The sequence below is a fragment of the Chitinophaga japonensis genome (assembly GCF_007830125.1).
GTDB lineage: Bacteria > Bacteroidota > Bacteroidia > Chitinophagales > Chitinophagaceae > Chitinophaga > Chitinophaga japonensis.
Genome location: NZ_VLLG01000004.1, coordinates 81,038 through 102,678, shown reverse-complemented (window position 1 = coordinate 102,678; position 21,641 = coordinate 81,038). Strand labels below are relative to the sequence as shown.

10 protein-coding genes are annotated in these 21,641 nt (G+C 52.4%); 2 read left to right on the top strand and 8 right to left on the bottom strand.

All coding sequences use genetic code 11. From position 1 onward, the window contains the following. Nucleotides 1-7 precede the first annotated feature (7 nt). Together LX66_RS17420 and LX66_RS28535 are read right to left on the bottom strand one after the other, a co-directional pair. Nucleotides 8-985, bottom strand: a complete 978-nt coding sequence (locus LX66_RS17420) for a cation diffusion facilitator family transporter (RefSeq protein WP_145715924.1) — start codon at nucleotides 983-985, stop codon at nucleotides 8-10. Between the two features lie 46 nt (nucleotides 986-1,031). Next, a complete protein-coding gene (locus LX66_RS28535) occupies nucleotides 1,032-1,157 on the bottom strand; it encodes a hypothetical protein (RefSeq protein WP_262713214.1) in 126 nt (41 codons plus the stop codon). Between the two features lie 22 nt (nucleotides 1,158-1,179). Here LX66_RS28535 and LX66_RS17415 point away from each other — a divergent pair, with 22 nt between their 5' ends. Then, nucleotides 1,180-2,100, top strand: a complete 921-nt coding sequence (locus tag LX66_RS17415) for a S1C family serine protease (protein ID WP_145715922.1) — start codon at nucleotides 1,180-1,182, stop codon at nucleotides 2,098-2,100. 32 nt (nucleotides 2,101-2,132) lie between these two features. Then, nucleotides 2,133-2,333: a hypothetical protein gene (locus tag LX66_RS17410; protein ID WP_145715920.1), complete on the top strand. Its 201-nt coding sequence runs from the start codon at nucleotides 2,133-2,135 to the stop codon at nucleotides 2,331-2,333. Between the two features lie 8 nt (nucleotides 2,334-2,341). Here the strand turns inward: LX66_RS17410 and LX66_RS17405 are convergent, their stop codons facing one another. The 6 genes from LX66_RS17405 to LX66_RS17380 all read right to left on the bottom strand — a co-directional run bounded on the left by LX66_RS17405 (nucleotide 2,342) and on the right by LX66_RS17380 (nucleotide 21,634). Further along, entirely contained in the window at nucleotides 2,342-3,379 is a 1,038-nt protein-coding gene (locus LX66_RS17405; protein WP_145715918.1) for a fatty acid desaturase, read from the bottom strand. A gap of 83 nt (nucleotides 3,380-3,462) precedes the next feature. Continuing rightward, a complete protein-coding gene (locus LX66_RS28380; RefSeq protein ID WP_211366348.1) occupies nucleotides 3,463-5,127 on the bottom strand; it encodes a hypothetical protein in 1,665 nt (554 codons plus the stop codon). A gap of 96 nt (nucleotides 5,128-5,223) precedes the next feature. Then, a complete protein-coding gene (locus LX66_RS17395; RefSeq protein ID WP_145715916.1) occupies nucleotides 5,224-5,682 on the bottom strand; it encodes a hypothetical protein in 459 nt (152 codons plus the stop codon). Nucleotides 5,683-5,685: 3 nt separating this feature from the next. After that, on the bottom strand, nucleotides 5,686-14,442 hold the full coding sequence (locus LX66_RS17390; RefSeq protein ID WP_145715914.1) for an RHS repeat-associated core domain-containing protein: 8,757 nt from the start codon (nucleotides 14,440-14,442) through the stop codon (nucleotides 5,686-5,688). Nucleotides 14,443-14,462: 20 nt separating this feature from the next. Beyond that, complete coding sequence (locus tag LX66_RS17385) at nucleotides 14,463-15,155, bottom strand: hypothetical protein (protein WP_145715912.1); 693 nt, start codon at nucleotides 15,153-15,155, stop codon at nucleotides 14,463-14,465. A 2-nt stretch (nucleotides 15,156-15,157) separates the two neighbouring features. After that, a complete protein-coding gene (locus LX66_RS17380; RefSeq protein ID WP_145715910.1) occupies nucleotides 15,158-21,634 on the bottom strand; it encodes a hypothetical protein in 6,477 nt (2,158 codons plus the stop codon). Nucleotides 21,635-21,641: the final 7 nt, after the last annotated feature.

Sequence of the window (21,641 nt, the reverse complement as noted above, 5' to 3'; positions counted from 1 at the left end):
AGCACATTCATCCGTGCTTCCGGTTCGGCAGCACATTTTCCCGTTTCCAGGTGATCTTGCCCGTAAAGGCTTCACTGCGCACCGGGCATTGCGCCAGTTGGCAATAATGGCAGCAGGCTGGGATGCAGGGGTCCGGGTGGATGAAGAACTCCACCTCGCTATTGGGAAATTCCCGGTTCACCAGCATTTCTATGGCTTTCAGCTCATCATGGGCCTGGCTCAGCTCCAGGTAGTACGGCAGCGTAACGTGGCAGTCAATATGATAGTTATTGCCATACTGCTGTACCCGCATGTTATGTACATCGATCCAGGTATCCCGGCGATGCGCCCGCAGTATCTGTATCACCCGGTCTACCACCTGCATGTCCGTTTCGTCCATCAACCCGGAAACAGAGCGTCGCAGCAGTTGATAGCCTTTCCGCAGGATCAGTCCGCCCATGATGACGGACACCGCCGGGTCCAGCCAGGTCCAGCCGGTAAAGTGAATGGCCGCCAGCGCCACGATCAGCCCCAGGCTGCTGTACACGTCCGTCATGATATGCTGCCCGTTGCCGGAAATAGTGATGGACGAGAGGCGGCGCCCAACCCGCACCAGGTACAGCCCCAGGAACAGGTTGACCAGCGTGGTGGCGCTGATGAGCCAGATACCCTGTGTAACCTCCCGCAACTGGGACTCGCCCCAAAAGTACTGCGCCGCTTTTACCCATATCAGGCAGCCGGCTATAAAGATCATAGCCCCTTCAAAGCCGATGGAAAAGAATTCCACCTTGCCGTGCCCGTAGGGATGGTTCTCGTCCCGGGGCTTGCCGGCCAGGAAAATGCTGTAGCTGGCAAAAGCGCCCGCCACCACGTTGATGATGGATTCCAGCGCATCCGACAGGATAGCCACGGAGTGCGTGAGGAAGTAAGCCGTGAATTTGGCGGCCGTGAGCAGGAAGCTCACCAACAGGGAAAGCAGAATAATGCGAAACTCTTTTCTTAGCAATGGTTCTGGCGTTGATATCGTTCGAAAGTGAAACGGTAAAGGTAGGCTATCTGGAGAATTTTCCGATAATGAACCACAGGAAGCTCAGCACTGCGCTGATGAGCAGCATGGTAGTAATGGGCCTGTCTTTTTGTCGCCTTTCATCCCTGGCCTGTTTTATGTGTTGCGACATTCACTTAAAACAAGGAGGTGACATGGATGCTTATTCTGAGATCATCCATCATGCGGTGGAAGCCGCCGGCAGGTCAGTCGTAAAGATAGAGCGGCTGGATGCCCACAGGAAAATAACCGGTACCGGTTCCGGGTTCTTCTTCTCTTCCGATGGATTTCTGTTTACCAATGCCCACGTAGTGCACAAGGGCCAGTATTTTAACGTGATGCTGCACGACGGCAGCACCTACCCGGCCGCCCTGGTGGGCGAGGATGTGGATGCGGACATCGCCATCCTGAAGGCCTCCGCCTTTGATTTCCAGGTGGCCCGGCTGGGCGATGCCCATGAGCTGCAGATCGGTCAACTGGTGATTGCCATCGGCAACCCGCTGGGCTTCCAGCACACGGTAACCGCCGGCGTGGTGAGCGCCCTGGGCCGCTCCCTGCGCAATGAGCATGGCCAACTGATCAACGACCTGGTACAGACAGACACGGCGTTGAACCCCGGTAATTCCGGCGGGCCGCTGATCAATTTCAAAGGCGAGGTGGTAGGCGTGAACACGGCCACCATCCAGGGCGCACAGGGCCTGTGCTTTGCCATCAGCATCAACTCCGCCCGGATGATAGCCGCGGAGCTGATGCAATATGGCAAGGTCCGGAAAGGCTACCTGGGCGTGCTGCTACAGCAGATCACCCTGGTGCCCAAACTGCGCACCGCCCTGCAGTTAAAGAACAGGACCGCGCTCTTCGTAACCGGTGTGGAGGAGCGCAGCCCGGCCGCCAAAGCCGGCCTGCAGGACGGGGACATCATCATTTCCTTTAATGACACCCCGCTGGAAACCGCTGACGCGCTGTTCCGGCAGCTCAGCCGGGAAAAGATCGGGCAGTTCCAGTTCATGAAAGTGATCCGGCAAAACCGGGTGCTGGAATTAAGGGTAACGCCCACGGAAAAGCAGGCCGCCTGAGCGGCTTCCCTCCTGCCCTGCATGGCGCGGTGATGCATCATTGTTTTGAGCTGCTGGCCGATCCGCAGGAAACGGTGGCCGTACGTGCATGTTCTATGACGGTGCTGGCCAACCTGGCAAAGGATTATCCTGATATCCGGAACGAGATCCGGCTGCTGGTGGAAGACCAACTGCAGCATAGCCCTTCCCCCGGGTTCATCTCCCGGGCCAGGAAAGTATTGAAAGCATTATGAAGGCTGAATTATCTTACCTGTTCGGAAGCATTGATGTTTGCCTGTACCTGCTCTTTCGTCATTTCTGCATCCGGCCTGGATTCATCAGTAAGCTGCACCTTGCCGCGGTTGCTCCGCACGATCCTGGAGAACAGGGATATCTCCTTGTCAAACAGGAAGCGGAAGAACAGTTTGGTCCAGGAAGTGTGATAGTAAAGCGTATCGTAAAATGAGGAAGCGCCTTTTCTTATTTCCGGCAGCCGGTTCCAGGGAATGGAAGGGAAATCATGGTGCTCGTTATGATATCCCACATTGAAAGCTACGTTATTCAATACCCCGTAGTAGCTGTAGGTTTCCTGCTCGCCATGGGTCAGGTAGTGCTCCTGTATCCAGCGGGCGCCCAGGGGGTGCAGTCCTACGGAGAAAAAGAAGCTCAGCACCAGGAAGCCGATGGCTTTAGGTCCCCAAACCAGCGAAATGGCCGTTACGAACGCGATCTGCACCAGCCAGTTCAGCGCGATCCAGCCGTCAAAAGGCTTGATCTCTTTCAGGCGCGAGATACGGAATATCTGGAAGATGGGAAAGAACAGCAACCAGATGGCCTTCCCGATGAAATAGTTATTGATCAGCCGGGCCTCCCAGCGGTTGGGCAGATCGGCGTCCAGCTCATGCACTCCCTGGAAGGAATGGTGCTTGATATGGTAGCGCTCAAAGGATACGGAGCTGGGCACTACCTGCGGGATGTTGGCGAAGATGCCTGCCAGCCGGTTGGCCGCCGGCTTCTTAAATATAAGCTTGTGCGCGCACTCATGGATCATCACGAACAGGGCGTGATCCGCGAAAGCGCCCAGCAGGTAGGCCGCGCCTGCCACTATCCACCAGGACTGGTCTGCCACCAGCCAGGCCAGCACTATCTGGAACGCTACCAATCCTACAATGGCCATAAAAGTCCAGGGATTTTTCCCGATCAGGTTCCTGATACTGGGATGTTTTTTAAGGATCTCCTTTGTTCTAATACGGTGTGGTTCGCTGTAGGTTGAATAGACGAAATCGCTTCTTTTTGTCATGCCGGCAAGATAGGAAGAAAAATTTCAATTTTACAATTTAGGATTTCTTATTATTTGTTAAAGTTGGCGGGCTGGCGGGATGATTACAAGGCGGTTAGAATATACCAGGCATTGCCATCACTCTGCACCTGTATACTTTTGTTATAGGTGCTGATAGCGTAGCTGGATGTGCCATCTATTGTGTCCGCACCAGAGGTTGCTACCGTAACACTGCTGGAATTACTGCTAACCTTTTTTATAAAATAAATGCGGCCGGTGTTGGAAGCAGCGGCGGGCAGGGTAACAGTGATAGCGGAAGTGTTGTTTGCCAGGATCGTGTATTGGGAATCATCCAGGGTGGTGCTGGAGGAGACGCTGGTGATGCTCATAGTGCCAGAGCTGGCAGCGGACATGGTGGAGGCGGGTGTTTGCCAGGTGGCGTAACCGTTGGCGTCAGAAGTGAGAACCTTGCCTGCGCCTTCGTTGCCATCTACAATTCGCATAGCTGCCGTGTAGCCGTTATTAGGAGCTTTGTATACATCCAGGGGAACAGTAGGGTTGGTATTATACCAGGCTCCGGTCTGATAGCCAATTTTGGCGGCATCTATTTGAGCACGGCCTGTTTCTGTACCATAACTTTGTATAACGAATTGGTAAATACCTGGATAAAGGTCTGAGACAGCGAATCGTATCGCAGTTTCATTTACTTGCATTTCATTATACCCCCAGGTAACACGAACGCCGTTGTTTTGCGTAGGGCGTTCATAAGTTCCTATGCCATATTCCTTACCTTGATATTGCCCTGATGCAAAAAAACCTGTTCCGGTATTGAATTCAATTGCGTGACTATCTCCATTCACATATCTGTCACTGGTTAAGGTGCCATCAGCTGTATAAAAATCGGAACCTAAGTATTTTAATTTAAGCATACCATTGGCATCTGTTGTAAGTACGCTGTCTTCTGTTTCATTGTTCTTATACTTATCAATAAACAGGAATCCATTTTTATATTTCATGGTTGGTGTGGAAATGGGATATCCAGGTGCTGCAACTTGAAAAGTAATTGATGAATCAGCCTTTTGCATATCAATTCTCGCTTCAGGGATCAGGTTGCTCCCAGTTTGCAAGGACGCAATACCTGGTAGTAATTGTAGCGAGCTATATTCAGGAGCACCAGCACTTTGGGCTAATTGATATTGATAAGATGATTCAATATTGTAGTTTCCAATACCCGTGAGAGTTAATGTATAATTATTCCCTGTTAAAGTCCTGTTACTGGTAAGCGAACCATCACTATTATAAATATTAACACTGGTTTCTCCAGCATATTTAAGTTTTAAATTCCCATTCACATCCGTCGTTAACACACTATCCTCCGCCGCATTATTCTTATACTTGCCCAGCGTAAACGTGCTGTCCACTCTACCCCGGCCTTTGATCCAGTAATCCGCCAATTGTGCCGTACTGAACTGGTTCCGGATAAACTGGTCGCCTAGAGAGGAGTTGCCTAAGTTCAGCGTATCCTGGTCGCCGATAGCGATTATTCCAAGCCCCAGGTCTATAAAGCGCATGCGGCGGAATTCGGTACGCCCACGGCCCTTGTTGTACAAATAACCAGGCACCATCTGGGTATGGTTTTCAAGAATGAATTCCGCGGTATCGCAATCGTTATAGATACGCACACTGTCCGCACGTATCTGGTAAATGTTCTGGCTATACGAAAGTAAGGTAATGGTCAGTAAGCCAATGGTTAAAAGTAAGGATTTCATAGTATAGAGATGTTAAGTGTTCGTCAAAATGCTTACGTATGTTTATGAATTAATTTTATAAAACAATCGAGATAAATAGTAAAATTCAAAATACAACTAAGGCAACCCATACCCTCCCCAATTACTAATTCTCTCTAATTCTCCAGTTAAAAGATAGTACACAACAAGCACCTTACTATTGATAATTATTTTGAAATAGTCTTCATCCGACACTAAATCAAACCTGTATTCTTGATTTAGCTCTTGGCAGAGAAGCAAAAACTCAGGCAAACTTGTATGGCGAGAAATAGAACTGATTTCACTAGAAATACTGCTATCGAGTTTATAACTTGAATTATCCTTCATAAAAAAAATGTCAATCCCATCTAAATTTCCATTATTAATTGAAATTCTTACATTCTTGTAATGAAGGAACTTCCTGGTTGAAGATTTATAAATTTCTTCCGCGGTAGGGTTACCTAAATTTGCTACTACAGCAGCTTCCGTATCCCCTAAGTATAAATCTTTCACCAACCTTGCTCCTGTCAAGAAATTAACAATATTAATATCCACCATATTTTACCATTTACTAATTGATTTAATAATATAATTTAACTCATGCGCTTTATTTATTGCTGCTTGTGCATCTCCTGTCAATTTGAATGAATTTTTAAGATATTCTCTAGATGCTAACAATCGCACTAATAGCTTATTTCTGAAATCGGTATTAGACATAGCTTGCTCAAAAACTTTTACAGCCTTAGCTACCTGAAGTTTAGTAAATGCTTTATCGCCAACTAACTCCAACCCTATTCTTCCATTATTTAAAGTTTTTAATCCCAATTCTAATCCCCCTTCAAAATGGAAATGGAACCCTTTAACCAGCATATCGGTATGATTTACTCCAAATCTTATTAACTTTTTCCAATTTTCTACAGCTTTTGCACCCTGTTGTACAACGTAGTATGATTTCTTTGTTCCACTTAATACCATTCCGGCCTTGCTCAGACCACCACCCCCTATCGGAGCATCGAAAACTTTAGAACTTAATGAAAACTTCGCGATGAACTCTGACTCGGGCAAATTGTAGTCATCATCTGAAGTTCCTCCAGAAGCTAGTGATTCAAGAATTGAGCCTCCTGGACGCGCTTCTCTGAAAATGCTATATAACCGAAATTCGTCATTCTCATTCCCATGTATGGTAACAGTAGTATTTTCATCAACATCTATAGTTTGTATGTAGTCACCATCTCGTTTGTTTTTCTCCAATAAACTTGCAAAGTCTTCAGCTCTTGTTGTATGTTCATTATGTGTTAATAACCTCCATGCCCTCGTAAACCAATTAGGGGGTGGATTTTGTTTCGGATCATCCTCATTATATTGCACGGCAGAGAGTCCATATGGATCTATAAAATAGATTGGATTGTTACCAAACCCGTTATAAGGAGTACTTTCAGGAAACTTTGCCATTAAAGGATCTAAACTTAACCACCTCCCAATTCTCACATCATACATCCTTTCCCCAAAATCCAAACTATTCCCCTCTCCCTTCACCTCATTATCATTCTCCTTCCCGTTAAACCCATACCTATACTCCTGCTCATTTCCCAAACCATACCTCCGCCCCGGCTCCCGCATACCAAACGGGTAATAATCCTGCTGGCCCAGCACTTCCACTGCAAAGTAATCCACCTTTTGGGTGTCTGCGCTCACCCCCGTCTTCTTATCGCTGATAGTGGCCATCACGTTCCCCAGGTGGTTGCTCAGTTCATAAACGCGGGCGCCTCTCAGCAGGCTATCCTGTTCCCAGGCCGGTGTACCGGAGAGGTCTGTTGCTGCAGGCTGCAGCATGCCCAGGCGGCGGCTGCCATACAAATGCTGCTCCTTCCATACCAAAGCGTTGCCACTGGTATTATACAACCCCAGCACATTCCCCTGGGCATCCCGAAGATAAAAACTTTTACGGCCGTTCACATTCTTCCAGATGCGGTTGCCGGTAGCATCGTAGCCGTAGCGGATATCGGCGGTATCTTTCTTGATCTCCCGGATCTTGCCGTACACCGTCCAGCGGATGGTATCAATCCCTTCCGCCTCATCATGTACCAGGTTGCCGATCCGGTCGTAGCGGTAGTTATCGTCCGGCTGATCGTCAATATCCTCCGTGTAGTTGCTTGCATCTACGGCATCCTTTACATGGCGCAGGCGGTTGGTGCCGGGTTGATAGGCATAGCTAAGGTTATCCATCGCCAGTTGGCGAGCGCCCTGGGTGGTGCCATTGCGCAGGTAGGTAAGGATATTGCCATTGGCATCATAGCTGATGCTTTCCCTGTAGTCGTCCAGCACATTCCAGTTGCTGGTCACGTCGTGCTGACGTAGCTGCACCAGCCGGTTCAGTTGATCGTAGGCATAGCCATAACCCTTTACGGCGCCATTATCCAGTTTACTCAGCGCCAGCGAACTGTTGCTGATATTACCATTGTACAACCCGTTACCTATTCCCAATGTGGATGGGTAGGCATATCCATTGTCAAATCCCTGGGCGGCGCTGCCGCCAATGGGCGCATAATCATTGTTGTGATAGCCGAGCGTAAAGGCCATTACGTCCCGTCCGAAGTTTTCGTACAAACTGCCGGCTTTGCCATCTGCAGCCATATCCTTGTCCACATCCAGGGCAGCGGCATTGATGCCTTTCAGCCAACCCTGCAGTGTATAAGCGTAATCCACGCCCTGCACCTGGTACTGCCCCAACTCCATACGGGCCAGCGGGCCATGCAGGTAGTAGCGGTAGGCCGCATCCTTCTGCCATACCAGGCCATCCCGGCTGCTGGAGGCATTGATCACGCGATTATCTGCGTCGTACAGGTAGCGGTAATAAAACTGGTCCTTTTTCCCGGGCTGGTAACTTACCTTGTTCACTTTCCCGCTTACCAGGTCATAATCGTAGTCCATGCGTTTTAAGCCCTGTCCTTCTGCAATAGCATCCAGTTCCTTTATCTGCTGCCAGAGCGTTTTTACATTTCCCAGGATGTCGTAGGTATAGTGTGTGGCCGCTTCATACTGGCCATCGCCATCCTCATCCAGCGTAATGCTGGCTACCCGCTTGCGCAGGTTGGTCTGTACAATATCCAGGTCGGGTAGCGGCTCGTCATACTGCGTGCGTGTTACCTGGGCATCACTGCCGGAGGCCAGCCATTGCTGCACAGCGGTATTGTCCAGCATATTCACACCGGCAATGGAAGCGCCTGCTTTCTCCCCTACTTCCGTAATGCGGCCCAGGGAATCATATTTCGTATAGCTGTACCTGTCAGCAGCACCGCCGTTCACCGGCTCCCGCTGCTCCTTGTTCTGGGATGCCGTGAGGCGGCCCAGCCGGTCGTACCAGAAACGGGAAGTATCGCCGTCCGGGGTGTATTGCTGCACCACGCCGTTCAGGGAATTATACTGGTAGGTGGTAGCCAGGGTATGCAGCGGGTATACCGGGTCATGATGCCGTATCCAGCTAAATGCGGAGGGATTCACCGTAGCAAACTGCATCTGCTGCATGCGGTCTGTCAGCAGGCTGGTATCACGGCCTTCATTCATGGGCAGCCAGATCAGCAGGCCGCCTTCATTGGCCGGCAGGCGGCAGGTATTGTCCCGGTTTTGCACGATCTCCGCATAGCGCAAGGGCCGGTTGTAAAAACGGAACTGCTTCATATAACCGTTAAAATAATGCCAGCTATGGTCCAGCAGGGCGGCGCCCAGCCGGAATTCAGGTGTGCCTTCCGGCTCGGGCGCGCCACCCAGGGTATCTACCTGTGTAGTGTATTGCAGGGGAATGGCACGTCCATTAATATATACCAGGAAGGGTTGTTCCGATCCGCCATTGCCATTGATCACCATATGCGCCCATCGGCCGGAAGGCAATACAGCGCTAAGCGGAATGCTGCTTTTTCCCGACTGGGTGCGGAACAGTGTGTCCGGATACCAGGCCGGCTGACTGCCGATGCGGAACCGCAGGCTGTCATCATGCAGGTAGCAACTGATGCCCTGCTCGCCGGTAAAGGCCGGGATTGTACGGGTGCTGTCTATATACTTTTCCGGTGCGGTCACCTTTATTTCTTCAGAGAACAAGGGCTGGTCCGCCATATTGTCCGCTATCCATATCCACTGCTCCATGCTCCAGGAAGCGCCCAGGCGGCCGCCCAGCAACTGGTCCATCGGGATATAGCCACCACCGTTAAAACTCAGTGTGTCTACAATGTCATAGCACTCGGGTTTGTTATAAGGCCGGTCCTGCTGAACCCGGCCAATGGCTGCATCATTGAGCAACTGTACGCCCGCCGGCGGTATGGTTTTCACCAGGTTGCCCGCCTGGTCATAATAATACAGGGTATAGTGATATTCATACAGATCGCCGCTCATACGCAGGCGGGGTTGCACACTGAGGCAGCGGGACAGGTATATTTCCTGGTATTCATTCCGGATGGAGTCCAGGTACTGCTGATAGAGCAGCCCGGCATTCACCATGGCCAGGTTTAGCTGACTCTTGAAGCAGGCCATGGAATCAATAGGCACCGGTATCACCAGGGGATGGTTGCACAGACGGTACACCTCCCAGTCGATCAACGGCGCTGCAGCACCAAAATTATAATCCAGCCCGCAGTTCACACTATCGCTGAAGGTAATGGAAGTACCAGTGGGCGTAATATCGATCAGCACCCCCCTGGGGAACTGCAAGGTATGCTCAAAATAATTTTTCAGAGTAGCATAGGACTCCCTGTAACCGATAGCGGGCAGCCCCATGGGCGCGCACCATTGCTGCCGCTTCATTTCAAAATAGTAAGCTACCAGGCGGGCATTCACTCCTTCCGGGTAGGCTTCACGGAAAGTGCGGATATAACCGTCCATGCTGCAGCAGTCGGCCACGGAAGGCGGACAGCCGTATATGCTGTCACCGGGCGCCAGGGGCGTACCGCATACCAGCGGCAGGCTGTCCTGCGGCACCACGATGGCAATGCCACAGCGGGCCGCTGCATCTTCATAAGCCGCATAGCTCAGGTTACGGTTCAGCTCAATATTCAGCCAGGTGGCCAGGTGCTGTTTAAAGCGGTCCGCCACCCCGGTATTGCCGTTGGGATTCGAATAGTAGTCAGGCTTGAACTGCTGGAAATGCTGGTAAGCAAGGCTAAAGTCCGCACAGGCCACTGCATCTGCATTATCCTCATTGGCAATGCTGGCACAGTTCTCCAGGAAGGCCAGGTACTCCGGGTACGTTAAAGTAAAATGCAGGGTTTGGTTCAGGTAGTTGGTGACCAACGTTTCATACAAGCCGGTGCCGTCGGCTACCGCCGGGTGCTCCGATTTAAAAATATCGATCAGGTGGCTGATGCTGTCACAGGAAACACAGGTCTTGCAACTCAGGGCATCCGGCAATACTACCGGCATGGAGGATGCGGGGATGCATTCCCCGGCATCACATTTTTTCAGCAGGGTGTTCAGGTCGCCCTGGGACAGGTAGAAACCGGGGCCGAACTTCTTTTGCAGGAAAGACAGGAAACCGCCCGCGCCACCGCGCTCCTCGTACTCCGCTTTTAGAGCCAGCAGTTTGTCGCAGGTGCAGGAGTCGGCAGAAGTGGTCTCCGTATAGCTGTCCGTTGTATAGGGCAGCGGCGTATGGATCAGTAGGGCCGTGCAGGAATCGTTGACGGCCCCAGCTCCCAGCACCCGGATGATCACGGCCTCAAAGCTGCTGTCCGTATTTGTGACGCTGGGAGCGATGGTGCTGGCGCCAAAAGGATGGTTTACATCGCACCCGCTTCTGCAAACGGCAATCAGGCCTTCCCGCAGCTCATGATATTTCGTAGAGTCGGTACCGTTTACCAGGTTATGGCAGTATTGCAGCGCCACCATCCAGTCATCAGCCTGGGCTTCACAGTTGCTCTGGCACTGGGCTGCTACACGGGCATTGATTTCCGCATCCAGGCTGTCGCGCAGGTGCTGCATGTCCTGGCTGGTATACTGCGCCAGCAGAGAGTCGGTGGACATTTCTTCTATGAACAGACGGTATTTGGCGGCGTACAGGGCTTTGCGCTCGTCGCTGTCGTCAAAGTAACCCGGGCATGCCTGGGTAATGGCGGCCGCCTGCTGGTACACGGTGCAATCCGGGTCGGTAGCGGGATCACAGTTGCTGTTGGCATAACCGATATAACAGTTCCTGCAATCGCGTATCTCCGGGTCGCTGTGCGCCAGGCGGACCTGTTCCATCTGCTTTGCTTTTTGTTGCAGGTAAAAGGTGCGGTACAACTGCCATTCCAGGTCCTGATCCAGGCCGGCATTACAATCTGCCGGTCCCAGGCAGTCCGCATAATTTTGTATTGTGCTGGCGCTGTCCGGCGCGCAGTAGATCAAAAAGCGTATTACCTGCAATATGTTAGCATCCCCTGCCTCGGGGCTGGTCTGCAGGGTGCCGCTGAAATGTTCCAGCACATCTTTCATGGCATCATACCGGCTGGCGCCCGCTCCGCCAGTAGTAAAGAAAGGATCCTGGTTCAGCAGGGCCAGCGGGTCCTGCGGGTCCCACCAACCATTGCCCATAGCGGTGAGAGCATCATCCACCTCGTCCCGAACGGTTTCGTCAAACTGCCTGCTGCTGCTGGTCAGCTCACACCAGCGGTAAAAACAGTATTCCGGGTGGAACTTCACCAGCGCATCTGCCCAGGAAGGACGGAAGTACCGGATGAATTCCTTTATGCTCAGCTCCTGCGGCGCTACCAGCTCGCCGGCGTCATTCTGCACCTGCGCAGGGTTGCCGTTCTCGTCCTTATAATCGGTTACTTCACTGTAATGCGTCAGCACATTTACCGGCAACTCCAGCAATACGTCCATCGCAGCCGGGTCCTCCACTGCGCTGTCACTGTAACGGGCATACTGCCCGCCAGGCATCACGTCCGTCAGCAGCAAGCCGTATTTGTCTGCGCAGGGATTGATCCCGGATACACATTTCTGCGTACAGGATACATACAGGGAATCATAGAGATCAGCGGCAAACAGGGTATCTCCATTGTTCGGGTACAGGTCCTGCTCTTTCAGCAGGTCCATATACTGCCGAAGGAATACATTTTTTGTACCCAGCGCCTGCTCACAGGCGGCGCAATCCGTAAAGCAGCCGGTGAAATCCGTTTGCGCTACCTGCTGCCGCTTGAAATCATCCAGGGACATGATGCAGGTATTCTGCCGCAGGTAAGTGGAGTCATAATATTCAGCAGCCGTTTTGCTGGCCCTCAACTGGTAGCTGACCTGGTACTCTCCAATAGGCAGATCTACGTCAAAGGCGCCGCTCACCTGGAGCGCCAGGGTGCTGCAGAGGGTATCAATACCATCCAGCACCGCCGGCTTTACTTCTTCATGCAGGCTGATGCCGCATTCATCCTTGATCGTGATCAGCAGGTCGTAATAGCAATCACTGCAAATATCGCCGAACTGGGTTTCGCAGGCAGCCGTTATCACCGCCTGGGGATCAAATGAATATTCAAAATGGTAGGTGCCGGTCAAAGGTATCAGCAGGGTATTATTGCTGGTCACTGTAAAGGCTGCAGGGTTCACGGCCGTATTTTCGGGCAGGGCCAGCTCTTTGGTGATAGGCGTGATGCTGCCGGCAGTGCCAGGCAGCTCATATACATTATCCGGCTTTTTCCCGGCCAGGGCAGTGGCTACGGTGCGCCCATGCGCATCCAGATAGCTTACGCTGATCTGCCCGTTGGGATCCACTACCATGTTCTTCAGGTAATGGGAGGCATTGCCGGCTTCGGAGCCAAACAGGCGGTCCAGCTCAAGGGCATCCGGCCGGCCATAAAAGTAACGGGTCTCATGACCGTTCCCCGGCTGAAAATCCACGCCTGCCCCACCCTGCCGGCTGATACGGCCGGTGTTGTCGGTAGTATAGGCCGTGGCAGAAAACGGGTAGCCTGCGGCATCCGGGATGTATTTGTTAAAAAAATAGTTATTGTGCGGGTTATTGGGGCTGTAATAACGCCCTGCGCCGGCGGTATCTGTCAACTGTTGTGGCGCCATTACGCAAGCGGCAGTATCATTGGTCAGGTCCTTGTAAGTATAGGGCTGCCCGGCCAGGTTACGGTTCAGCGACGGGAAATAGTGCAGCGAGCTGTCGGGCTCCGGGCTGGGCAGTATGTTCAGCGCGGGCCGCCCCATCACATCATAGATGGTTTCCTGCACCACAGAGCGGTTATCGCTGTTGTTCAAAGTTACCATCTGCCGGTTCCGCAGGGAGCCGTCATAATAAGTAATCACTTCCTTGCGCTTGCCCTCTTCGGCAAAAGTAGCCGTATACTGGTAGTTCAGCAAAGGCGCATGGTCTGCATCCAGGTGCACAATGCTGCTCACAACGGTATTGCCGGGGGAATAAGCTTTGTAGGTCCAGTCGCCTTCCTCCCGTTCCTGTGTAAAGGCATTGATACGCGCCCCTCTTACCCGGTAAAACAGGAAGCCGGAGATATAAGGCAGGTTGAGCGCATACTCCCGGCCGGTCGTGGTAATACGGGTATTATTATTGAGGAACAGGGCTTCCATATCTGCCTGCGGCATATTCAGCTCCCTGTTGCCGAGTTGTTCGGGGGTATGCGCGGTGCGGATGCCGGCGGCTACCGAGCTGGAATCATCATAAAACGTCCATTCCAGGTCGTAGAACTCTGCACCTGGATAATCATAGTCCACCAGCCAGTTGATCTTCAGTTGCCGGCCCCCGTTCACAAAAGCGTAACGGGTCACATCCCCGTTAGCAGTGCTGAAAAGAAATTTTCGGTCTATAAATATCTCGTTCTTTATCCTGAACACGGCCGGCAGGCTGTCCTGCCCACCCAGTTCCGGGCTGGCAATGCTATTCACCTTCACCAGCACATTGTAGCCGCCTTCAAACTTATACATGGCCACACCTTTGTAAGCGCCGCCTGCAGTGGTATCAAAATTTACGGTCAGCACTTTACCGGATAACTGGTGACTGCCACGCTGCTCATCTTCGTAGCTGATATCCAGGTTCACGGTGCAGCTAAACGGCCGGCCATAATAATACAGCCCTGTATCCTGCCGCAATTCAAAAGTGATGATGTTCTTTACTGACAGATCTGTTTCCCGTTTTTGCCAGGTCTCTTCATCTGCATACACGGGGTCAATGGTACGGCATGAATCCCCTGCCTTTATACTACCGGTAATGGTTTGCACGTATGGTTCCTGTTCCTGTGCCATTACGCTTTGCCGGAGGGCCAGCAGGGCGCATATGCACAGCAGCAGGCGCAGGTGCTTCACCAGGTTAACATTATATTTCAGGGATATAGGGTACATAGGTCCGGTATTAAAATATCTTATAGTTGATTGATCAATGTATATTGTTGCCAGGATGGCTGCAGAACGGCCTGCTTTCCGTTCATACGCACAAAGCGGCCTTCGTTGAACCAGGTGGCCTCCGGCGTGGACAAGCGGTAATCGCTATAGGCAATATCCACGATCACAGCTTCCTCCGCATTTACGGTTTCATCCATCGCTTTCATCCATACCCGTTTTATTAAAAAGGTCTGCGGATCGTACTGGATATTGCATTGCTGCATAGCCGGATCCGGCAGGCCGGTCAGTTCCAGCCAGGTATCATTACCCCGCAGCACCTGCCTGGCCTTTACCCCCCATTCTTTCATATCCTGCAGCAGTTTTCCCATATCCATCAGCGTAGTGGTCATATCTCCCTGCTGCGCAGCAGTATCTGCCGGCGCTACCACCATTATCTTTTCATCATGGTCTATGGTAAGTTGGCAATGGCTATTCTTCACTATTTCCACCGGGCCTATCTGCGCGTAAAAACGCCGGCCATTTACCCTGCAAACTGCCTGCAGCTCGTCCAGCACCTTTACGGGCTGCTGCGCGGTATACATCTTAAGGCGGGTTTGAAAGGCCATGGTACGCTGCCGGGCATACGTTTCACACAAATGCTGCAACTGTTCCCAGCTACGGTCCTGCGCAAACAGGCCGGTCACATGCAATAAACACAATAACAATACGCGCATACTTACTGTTTTTTATAGATACTGCGATTTTCCTTCAATGTCATGATGCCTCTTTCTGTTTCCTTCTTTACGCGGATCAGCGTGCCTTCATCGTCATACTCGTAAAAGGTGGCATAGTTGTTCTCATCCAGTTCGGCCATCAGGAACATATTGGAGGGATTGTACACAAAGGATTTCAGGTGGCTGTTATAGGGATGGATCCGCACATCATCAAAATACGCCTCCCCGCCCTTTGGATCCAGGGTGAGGGTGAAGATGCCGGCATCTGCCGGTGCGGTAAATACCAGTTCCACCTTGCGCCATCCTTCTACCAATGGGCCGGCGCCCTGCGATACAGCTACCGGCTCCACGCTGGTATTGGCGCCTACCTGCAGTATGCCGGATGTAGTGCTGTTAACAGCCGTACTTTTGATCCATACGCTGGCTATGTAACGTGTGCCTGGCGTGGGATAGAAACCATGGCAGGTGTTTTCCGCCATCGCTATAAAATGCCCGGCGCTGTCAAAGCGGAAGAAGGAGACGGGCGTAAACGGCGCAGGTATTGCTCTGGTAACGGTCACTGGCTGGCTTACTTTCAGGCTGTACTTCCCGGAGTGCGCCGCCGTGTCATTCGGCGGAATACCGTACCATACCTGTTTCCTGAAATCAAAATGGCCTTCAATGCTGCAACTGTCCGGCCACACGCCGCATTTTTTAATAAAGGCATAGTCTTCAAAACCGTCGAAGCCAATTTCATGCTGCTGTGCGTTGGAAGCCACCGCCACCGGCACCGCATCCAGGTAGCCGAACAGGGCCGAGCCGTAACGTTCCAGCGCATCTTTGTTCTCTACCTCCTGGCCCCGGGCATCGTACTGCGTGACCTCGCTGGCAATGATCCAGCGCGGATCTGCAGGTGTGCCACTAATAGCAAATTTCATGGTAGCGGCATCGTAGGTCCAGAACGGCGTAAAGGCCGCATAAGCACCGGAACGGCGGATATCGGTAGCACCTTTAGCCATATTGTTGGGCTGTACTTCCTGCACACGTGGTACATGATATACAAACTGCTGCCAGGGCCGCCAGTTGCCCAGCATACCGGCTGTGTAAGGATTGACCACGCTGCCCAGCGGCGAGGGACAGAATGGAATTACCTGGCAGCCCAGTGGATCCTGAGAAATGTCCACAAAGCGATGGGCTATCAACTCTATCTTTTCCGGCACATAGTTATTGTAGCCGTAAGCGCCGTCACAGCCACAGGTACTGTCCGTACGATAGTCCGTATTGCCTTCAAAATAAGCGGCATCACTCGGACTGTTGGGCCAGTCGTACCCGTTAAGGCCATCGTTGAAATACGGGTGCACATTCTTTAAGATCAGCAGGTAAGGTCCAATGGTAATGGTATCCCCTGTATTGAAATAGAAATACTTCTGCCCGCATTTCATCCGGTACCGGGGCGTATTCACGTAGAATTTCAGGCTGCCGGACAGCGATGATTTAAAGAAAGGCTCTGTAAATAGCTGCTCCAGTCCCGTGCTGGCGCCCGGCGGGCCAAAGCTGCGGTGCAGGTCAATGATGCTCTTCAGCGTAACATTGCTCTGCCTGCCCGCAAAGAGATAGGACTCATTCAGGTACATCCGTTCCGATGCGCTTACATACTGCTGGTTAAAAGGCAGTTGAGGATTGGCGACCGCATATAACAGGCCCGACAGGTATCGCAGGGGGCATTTCAGTTCCTCCTGCGGCACATCCGTTACATCCGGCGAGATGCTACGCAGCGCCACCGGCCATTCCTCCTTGTAGGTATTGGCTTTGGCATCTATCAACTGCGTAAATGCGCTGATATCTATTTTACCTCCCTTGATGGGATTGCGCAAGGCGGCAAGCGTGCCAATGGGCATGGACTGCATGTTGCGGCGGCCGGAGCGCATTACCTTCACGGTGGCATCCGTATAGGCAACGAAACCACCATGCTTGTCCACCAGGCGAAATGCACCGTCGCCGCCTTTCATGACCCAGGCCTGCTGGCTGCCGTTCACGGCTATCAGTTCATCGCCCGGTAGCAGCACTTCCGGCGGCACGCTGGTAAGGATACGGCCGGTGGTATCCGAGCTAAAGCCTTTAATGGTAACGCTGACGTTCCTATAGGCGGGGCCCATGCCATCATAGGCCCAGTGCGCCGGGTAATTGAAGTTATATACCGGGTCGTCATACTCATTCTGGGTACGGGTCAGCAGCACCTCGCCGGTTTCTGCGTCCCAGGCAATATTTTCTGTGCTGATGGCGGAGCCTTCCTGGGTCCTGAGTACTTTATAGAGGATACCGGCCCGCTGTACCAGCTTAACGGTACTGGTGGAACGAAATTCACGGTATTCCTCGTTATAGCCGCCGCCCGGGTAGAAGTAACATCCGGGGAAGAGGAATAGCGGGAACGCACCAAAGGCGAGCTTCAGGCTGGCGCCCACGTTCTGCGTATACTGTTCCCGCATGTCGGTAAACAACTCTACGTCCTCGCCTACCCGGCCGTCCTGCAAGGTGCCGTCCGCTCCCAGCAACAGTACATTGTTCTGCAGGCGCTGCGTACCGGCCAACGGGTTCTCTGTTTTATAAAAATACCGGGTGCTGCTGATGGGCGTAACGCCGCCTCTCTTGTATACCTCCTCCAGGCGCGGTTTGCCATGCATATCATTCACCACAATGCTGTAGCCCTGGGATACGGCTACGGCAGCCTTTATCTTTACCTTGAGGAATTTCAGCAGCGGGTGCGGCTTAAAGGGCTTGCGCTCCATGGGCAGATTATCCACCAGCACCGGGAAATCCTTTGCGGTATAAAATTCGCTGACGGTAAAACCGGTGCGGTTACGACTGTCGTCCGCTCCTACGTTATAAACGGTCACCCTGCTGTATCCTACCCCTGGTGCAGGGAAAAACGACTCTCCCAATGGCGCTTCCATATAGGAATACATGCTCAGTCCCAGCGGAGCGCCCTTCACGGTATACGGGAAAGGCTGCCGGAAGGGGTTCTCGTCGTTCCCGATCATAGGCTCATAAGCGGCCACCCCGCTGGAGATCGTCCACTCCTGCCCATGGTAGAACGCCGTAGTGGTATACACATAGTCCTGGCCGTAGGAAGCATCTGCGCCATTATTGCCGGACATGGCTTGCCAGTTGTCGGTCATGCGAATGGACCGCACGCGGTTGCCGCCTCCTAACTTGGCCAGGCCTGGACTGCACAACCGCACCCAGGAGCGTGACAGGTCAATGGAGTTGCCAAATGATTTACGTTTGGCTTTAGTATTGAAATTCTCCGTCAGCTCACCCAGGCGCTGTACCGCACCCAGGAGGGATTTGATGGCAGCCTGGAAACCGGAGGGCTCATTCACGGTTTCAAACCCAGGGTAGGCGTAGATAGGCACGTTGGTGCGAAGGAACTGCCAGGATGCTATAGCCGCGGGATGCACCCCCTCTGTGTGCTGCAGCTCAATGGCAGCCGTTTCCCCGTCCACCATCCGGATGTTGCGGACAGTACCGTAACCGGGCACGTATTCATAATGCCCGGCATTATCCAGGTTTACATACAACCTGAAATACAGGCTGGTCATCCCCTCAAAGTAGCGGTCCTTCATTTCCTGCAGGGAGCTGACCGCCTGCGGCAGCTTTACCAGCAGTTCTTTGGCATTAATCAACCCGCTGGCCTGCCCGGACGCATCAATACCTTTTACAAAGCACATCTGCTGCGCACGTTTGTTCTGTACATAGGCATAGTCGTCCGACTCGTAACCCACCTGTATGACACCGCCGCTGGGCAGCGTGATCTTTTCCAACTGCCAGAGGGCCGCAAACTTGTCCGCCTGCTCCTTATCCTGCATGGCATAAGGGAACACATCGTTCTGCAAACCGCCCTCATTGGCCGTGTTATCTTTATACATTCCCCAACGATCTGCCTGCTTATAGCCATAGCTCACGAGGTTGCCGTCCACCGTCTGCCGGTACGAGAACTGGTAAGGTGTCAGGAAACCTTTTTTGTTCCTGCCAAAGGTGAAGTATACCTTTTTTAAAGTGAGCTTGCCTTTTGCGTTGTTAATATTCTCCCCGTTGCGCATTACGGCGGCCCCGGAGTTGTTGGGCACATTGGCGCAGGAAGAATAGTCGTATTCAAAATGCACGGTCTTGACGGGTACTGCCTGGCTGCCGTTCTGTTGCAGGTCAGACTTGGAATAAAGCTCTATGCGATCCAGGAACTGCTGGTGCACAGTATCCTTTCCACCTCTTTCGCTTACCACGCCCAGCGCATCTTCCCGGTTGCCCATCACGAACAGCGCGATCATTGTTTTAGATTCAATGGAATGCGTATACCATATCTCTTTCCTGCCATACACATAGCTGGCCTTGTCGTCGCGCGGATCACTCAGCATGCTCTCATTGAAGTTGGCTTTATCTTTATCAAAGGGCGTGCGCCAGCCAAAATCCGCTTCCAGTTTAGTATAGTTGAACTTCACGGCCATGCCGGCATCGTCATCACTGATGCCATCGCCGGTCCGGTCCACGTAATCGTTAGATACAATGCCGGTCAGCAGGTAGGCATGCGCGTAGGGCGGCATTACGTCCTTGCTGAAATAGTTGTCCCGGCCTTTGGCATTGCCGGTGCTGGCATCCTGACTGCTGTAAGCGGCCAGCCCGGAAGCACGGTCGCCCTGCGAAGGGTCTATGCTAAAGCTTACTTCCTCCTGGTACCTGTTATAGGCCGGTATGCCGTATATGAAACGTTTCCCGTTATCATCCGTGATGGTCACTTCCGAAATGTGGTGCGGTTTGGCATAGGCATTCACGCGGTCCGTCTGCTGTATCAATTGATCATCGCAGTGCAGCACCAACTGGTTCTTCGGATAGTTGCGTATCTTTTTTTCCAGCCCATAGGAGCTGGCCTCGCCGGCAGTGAGATAGCTGAACACATGGTTCCGGCTTTCCCTTTTATTCCTCCGGATAGGTTGTGTTACGTCCTTCCCGGGACCTTTCTCCTTAAACCGGCTCAACGCCCGGGTACGATCGCCGGAAAGACTGATGCCGATGCCTACTACGCTATCCCCGCGTATGCTGGCGCTATAGTCTGCATCTGCCTTTACTTTCTCTCCCACCCTTTTGAAATAGGCGGGCTCAAATACCGGTTCATTGTCACCCTGTTCCTGGAAATCTCCCTTCCCTACATACTCATTGTCCGCTTCCCATTTATTGGTACGGGTGATCAGGGACTGTCCGTTCAGGTCCAAGCCTGCCTGGAAATAGGCACCGGCGCCGACTTCCACACCCAGAGAGGCATCTATATTCCGGTCCACGCTTTTAGGATCGAAGAATATGCCTGAGCCGTTCCGGAACACGCGGTACTGGCTGCTGCCCTGCTGGTTGGTCACATTGAACTGGTCGTAGGTGGGTACGGGTATGGGCAGGTAAGGCACTGCTTCATTATAAGGATTATCCTTTTCGCGGTTAAAGTCCATTAGCGCATTGATGTCCCTTCGCCCATGCTCCGCATGGAGGAAGCCGTAGGCTTTGCGGGAGGAATATTTGCTGGCTACGCTCTGCCGGACATGATACCCGGTAAAGCCGACTTTGGCATGCACACCCCAGAACACACCGCCCAGGCTGCCACTGAGTGTATAGGACTGGTTATTGAAAGCAGCCATACTCGTAGGTGTATACGTTTCTGCAGCAAAAGAAAAGGAAGTTTCATTGGATACCATGTTTGACCGGTCAAACTTCCGGGAGGAGTTCTCCCTGGCCCGGTAATCCACGCTGGCGCCCAGGGTGAGCCCTTTAATGCCAGCCCTGGAATTGTAAGAAGAGCCGATGGATAGGCCCGGCATCAGGTCCATATTGCCCTGTGACTGCACCTGCACGGAGAAGTTCACATTGGCGCTTACACTGGCACCTTCCTGGGAATTGCCATTCACGCCCAATGTCAGCGAGCCGGCGCCGTTATTCGTCAGGCCTATAGTAGCATTTACCCCTACATCTGCGCCCCAGCCCCTGTATGAATTCCTGAACACGCCCACATTCAATGATACCGGCGCTTTTCCCGACCCAAAGATCTCAGGGCTTGCCACCAGCCTTAGACCGGTAGTGATATTATCCTTCATATTGAATTCCTTCTCCACTTTATCCCCGTCAAAATCGTCCGGCAATCCCCGCAACTGCCGGTTGATCACACCCGGCGTCAGCGACCAGCCCAGGCCTACCCAACTGGCCTCGTCGTCCATGCCGCTGCCGGAATGATAAGCCAGGTTCAAGGGGTAGCCGCCCACATCCAGCAACGGAATATTGTAGGTAAAATCTCCGGAGAAAAGATCCACCATATCCGTGGTGCCTACCGGCTCAAAACCTTTCATTTCCGGCTGGGAGGGGCCTGAGGTCAGGGCATGCACAGCGGCGGGCATCAGCAACTGTAGCCCCAGCAATTGCAGGAAGAATAAGGCAATAATTTTTTTGTATCGTAAAATGCGGTTCATCAAGTAT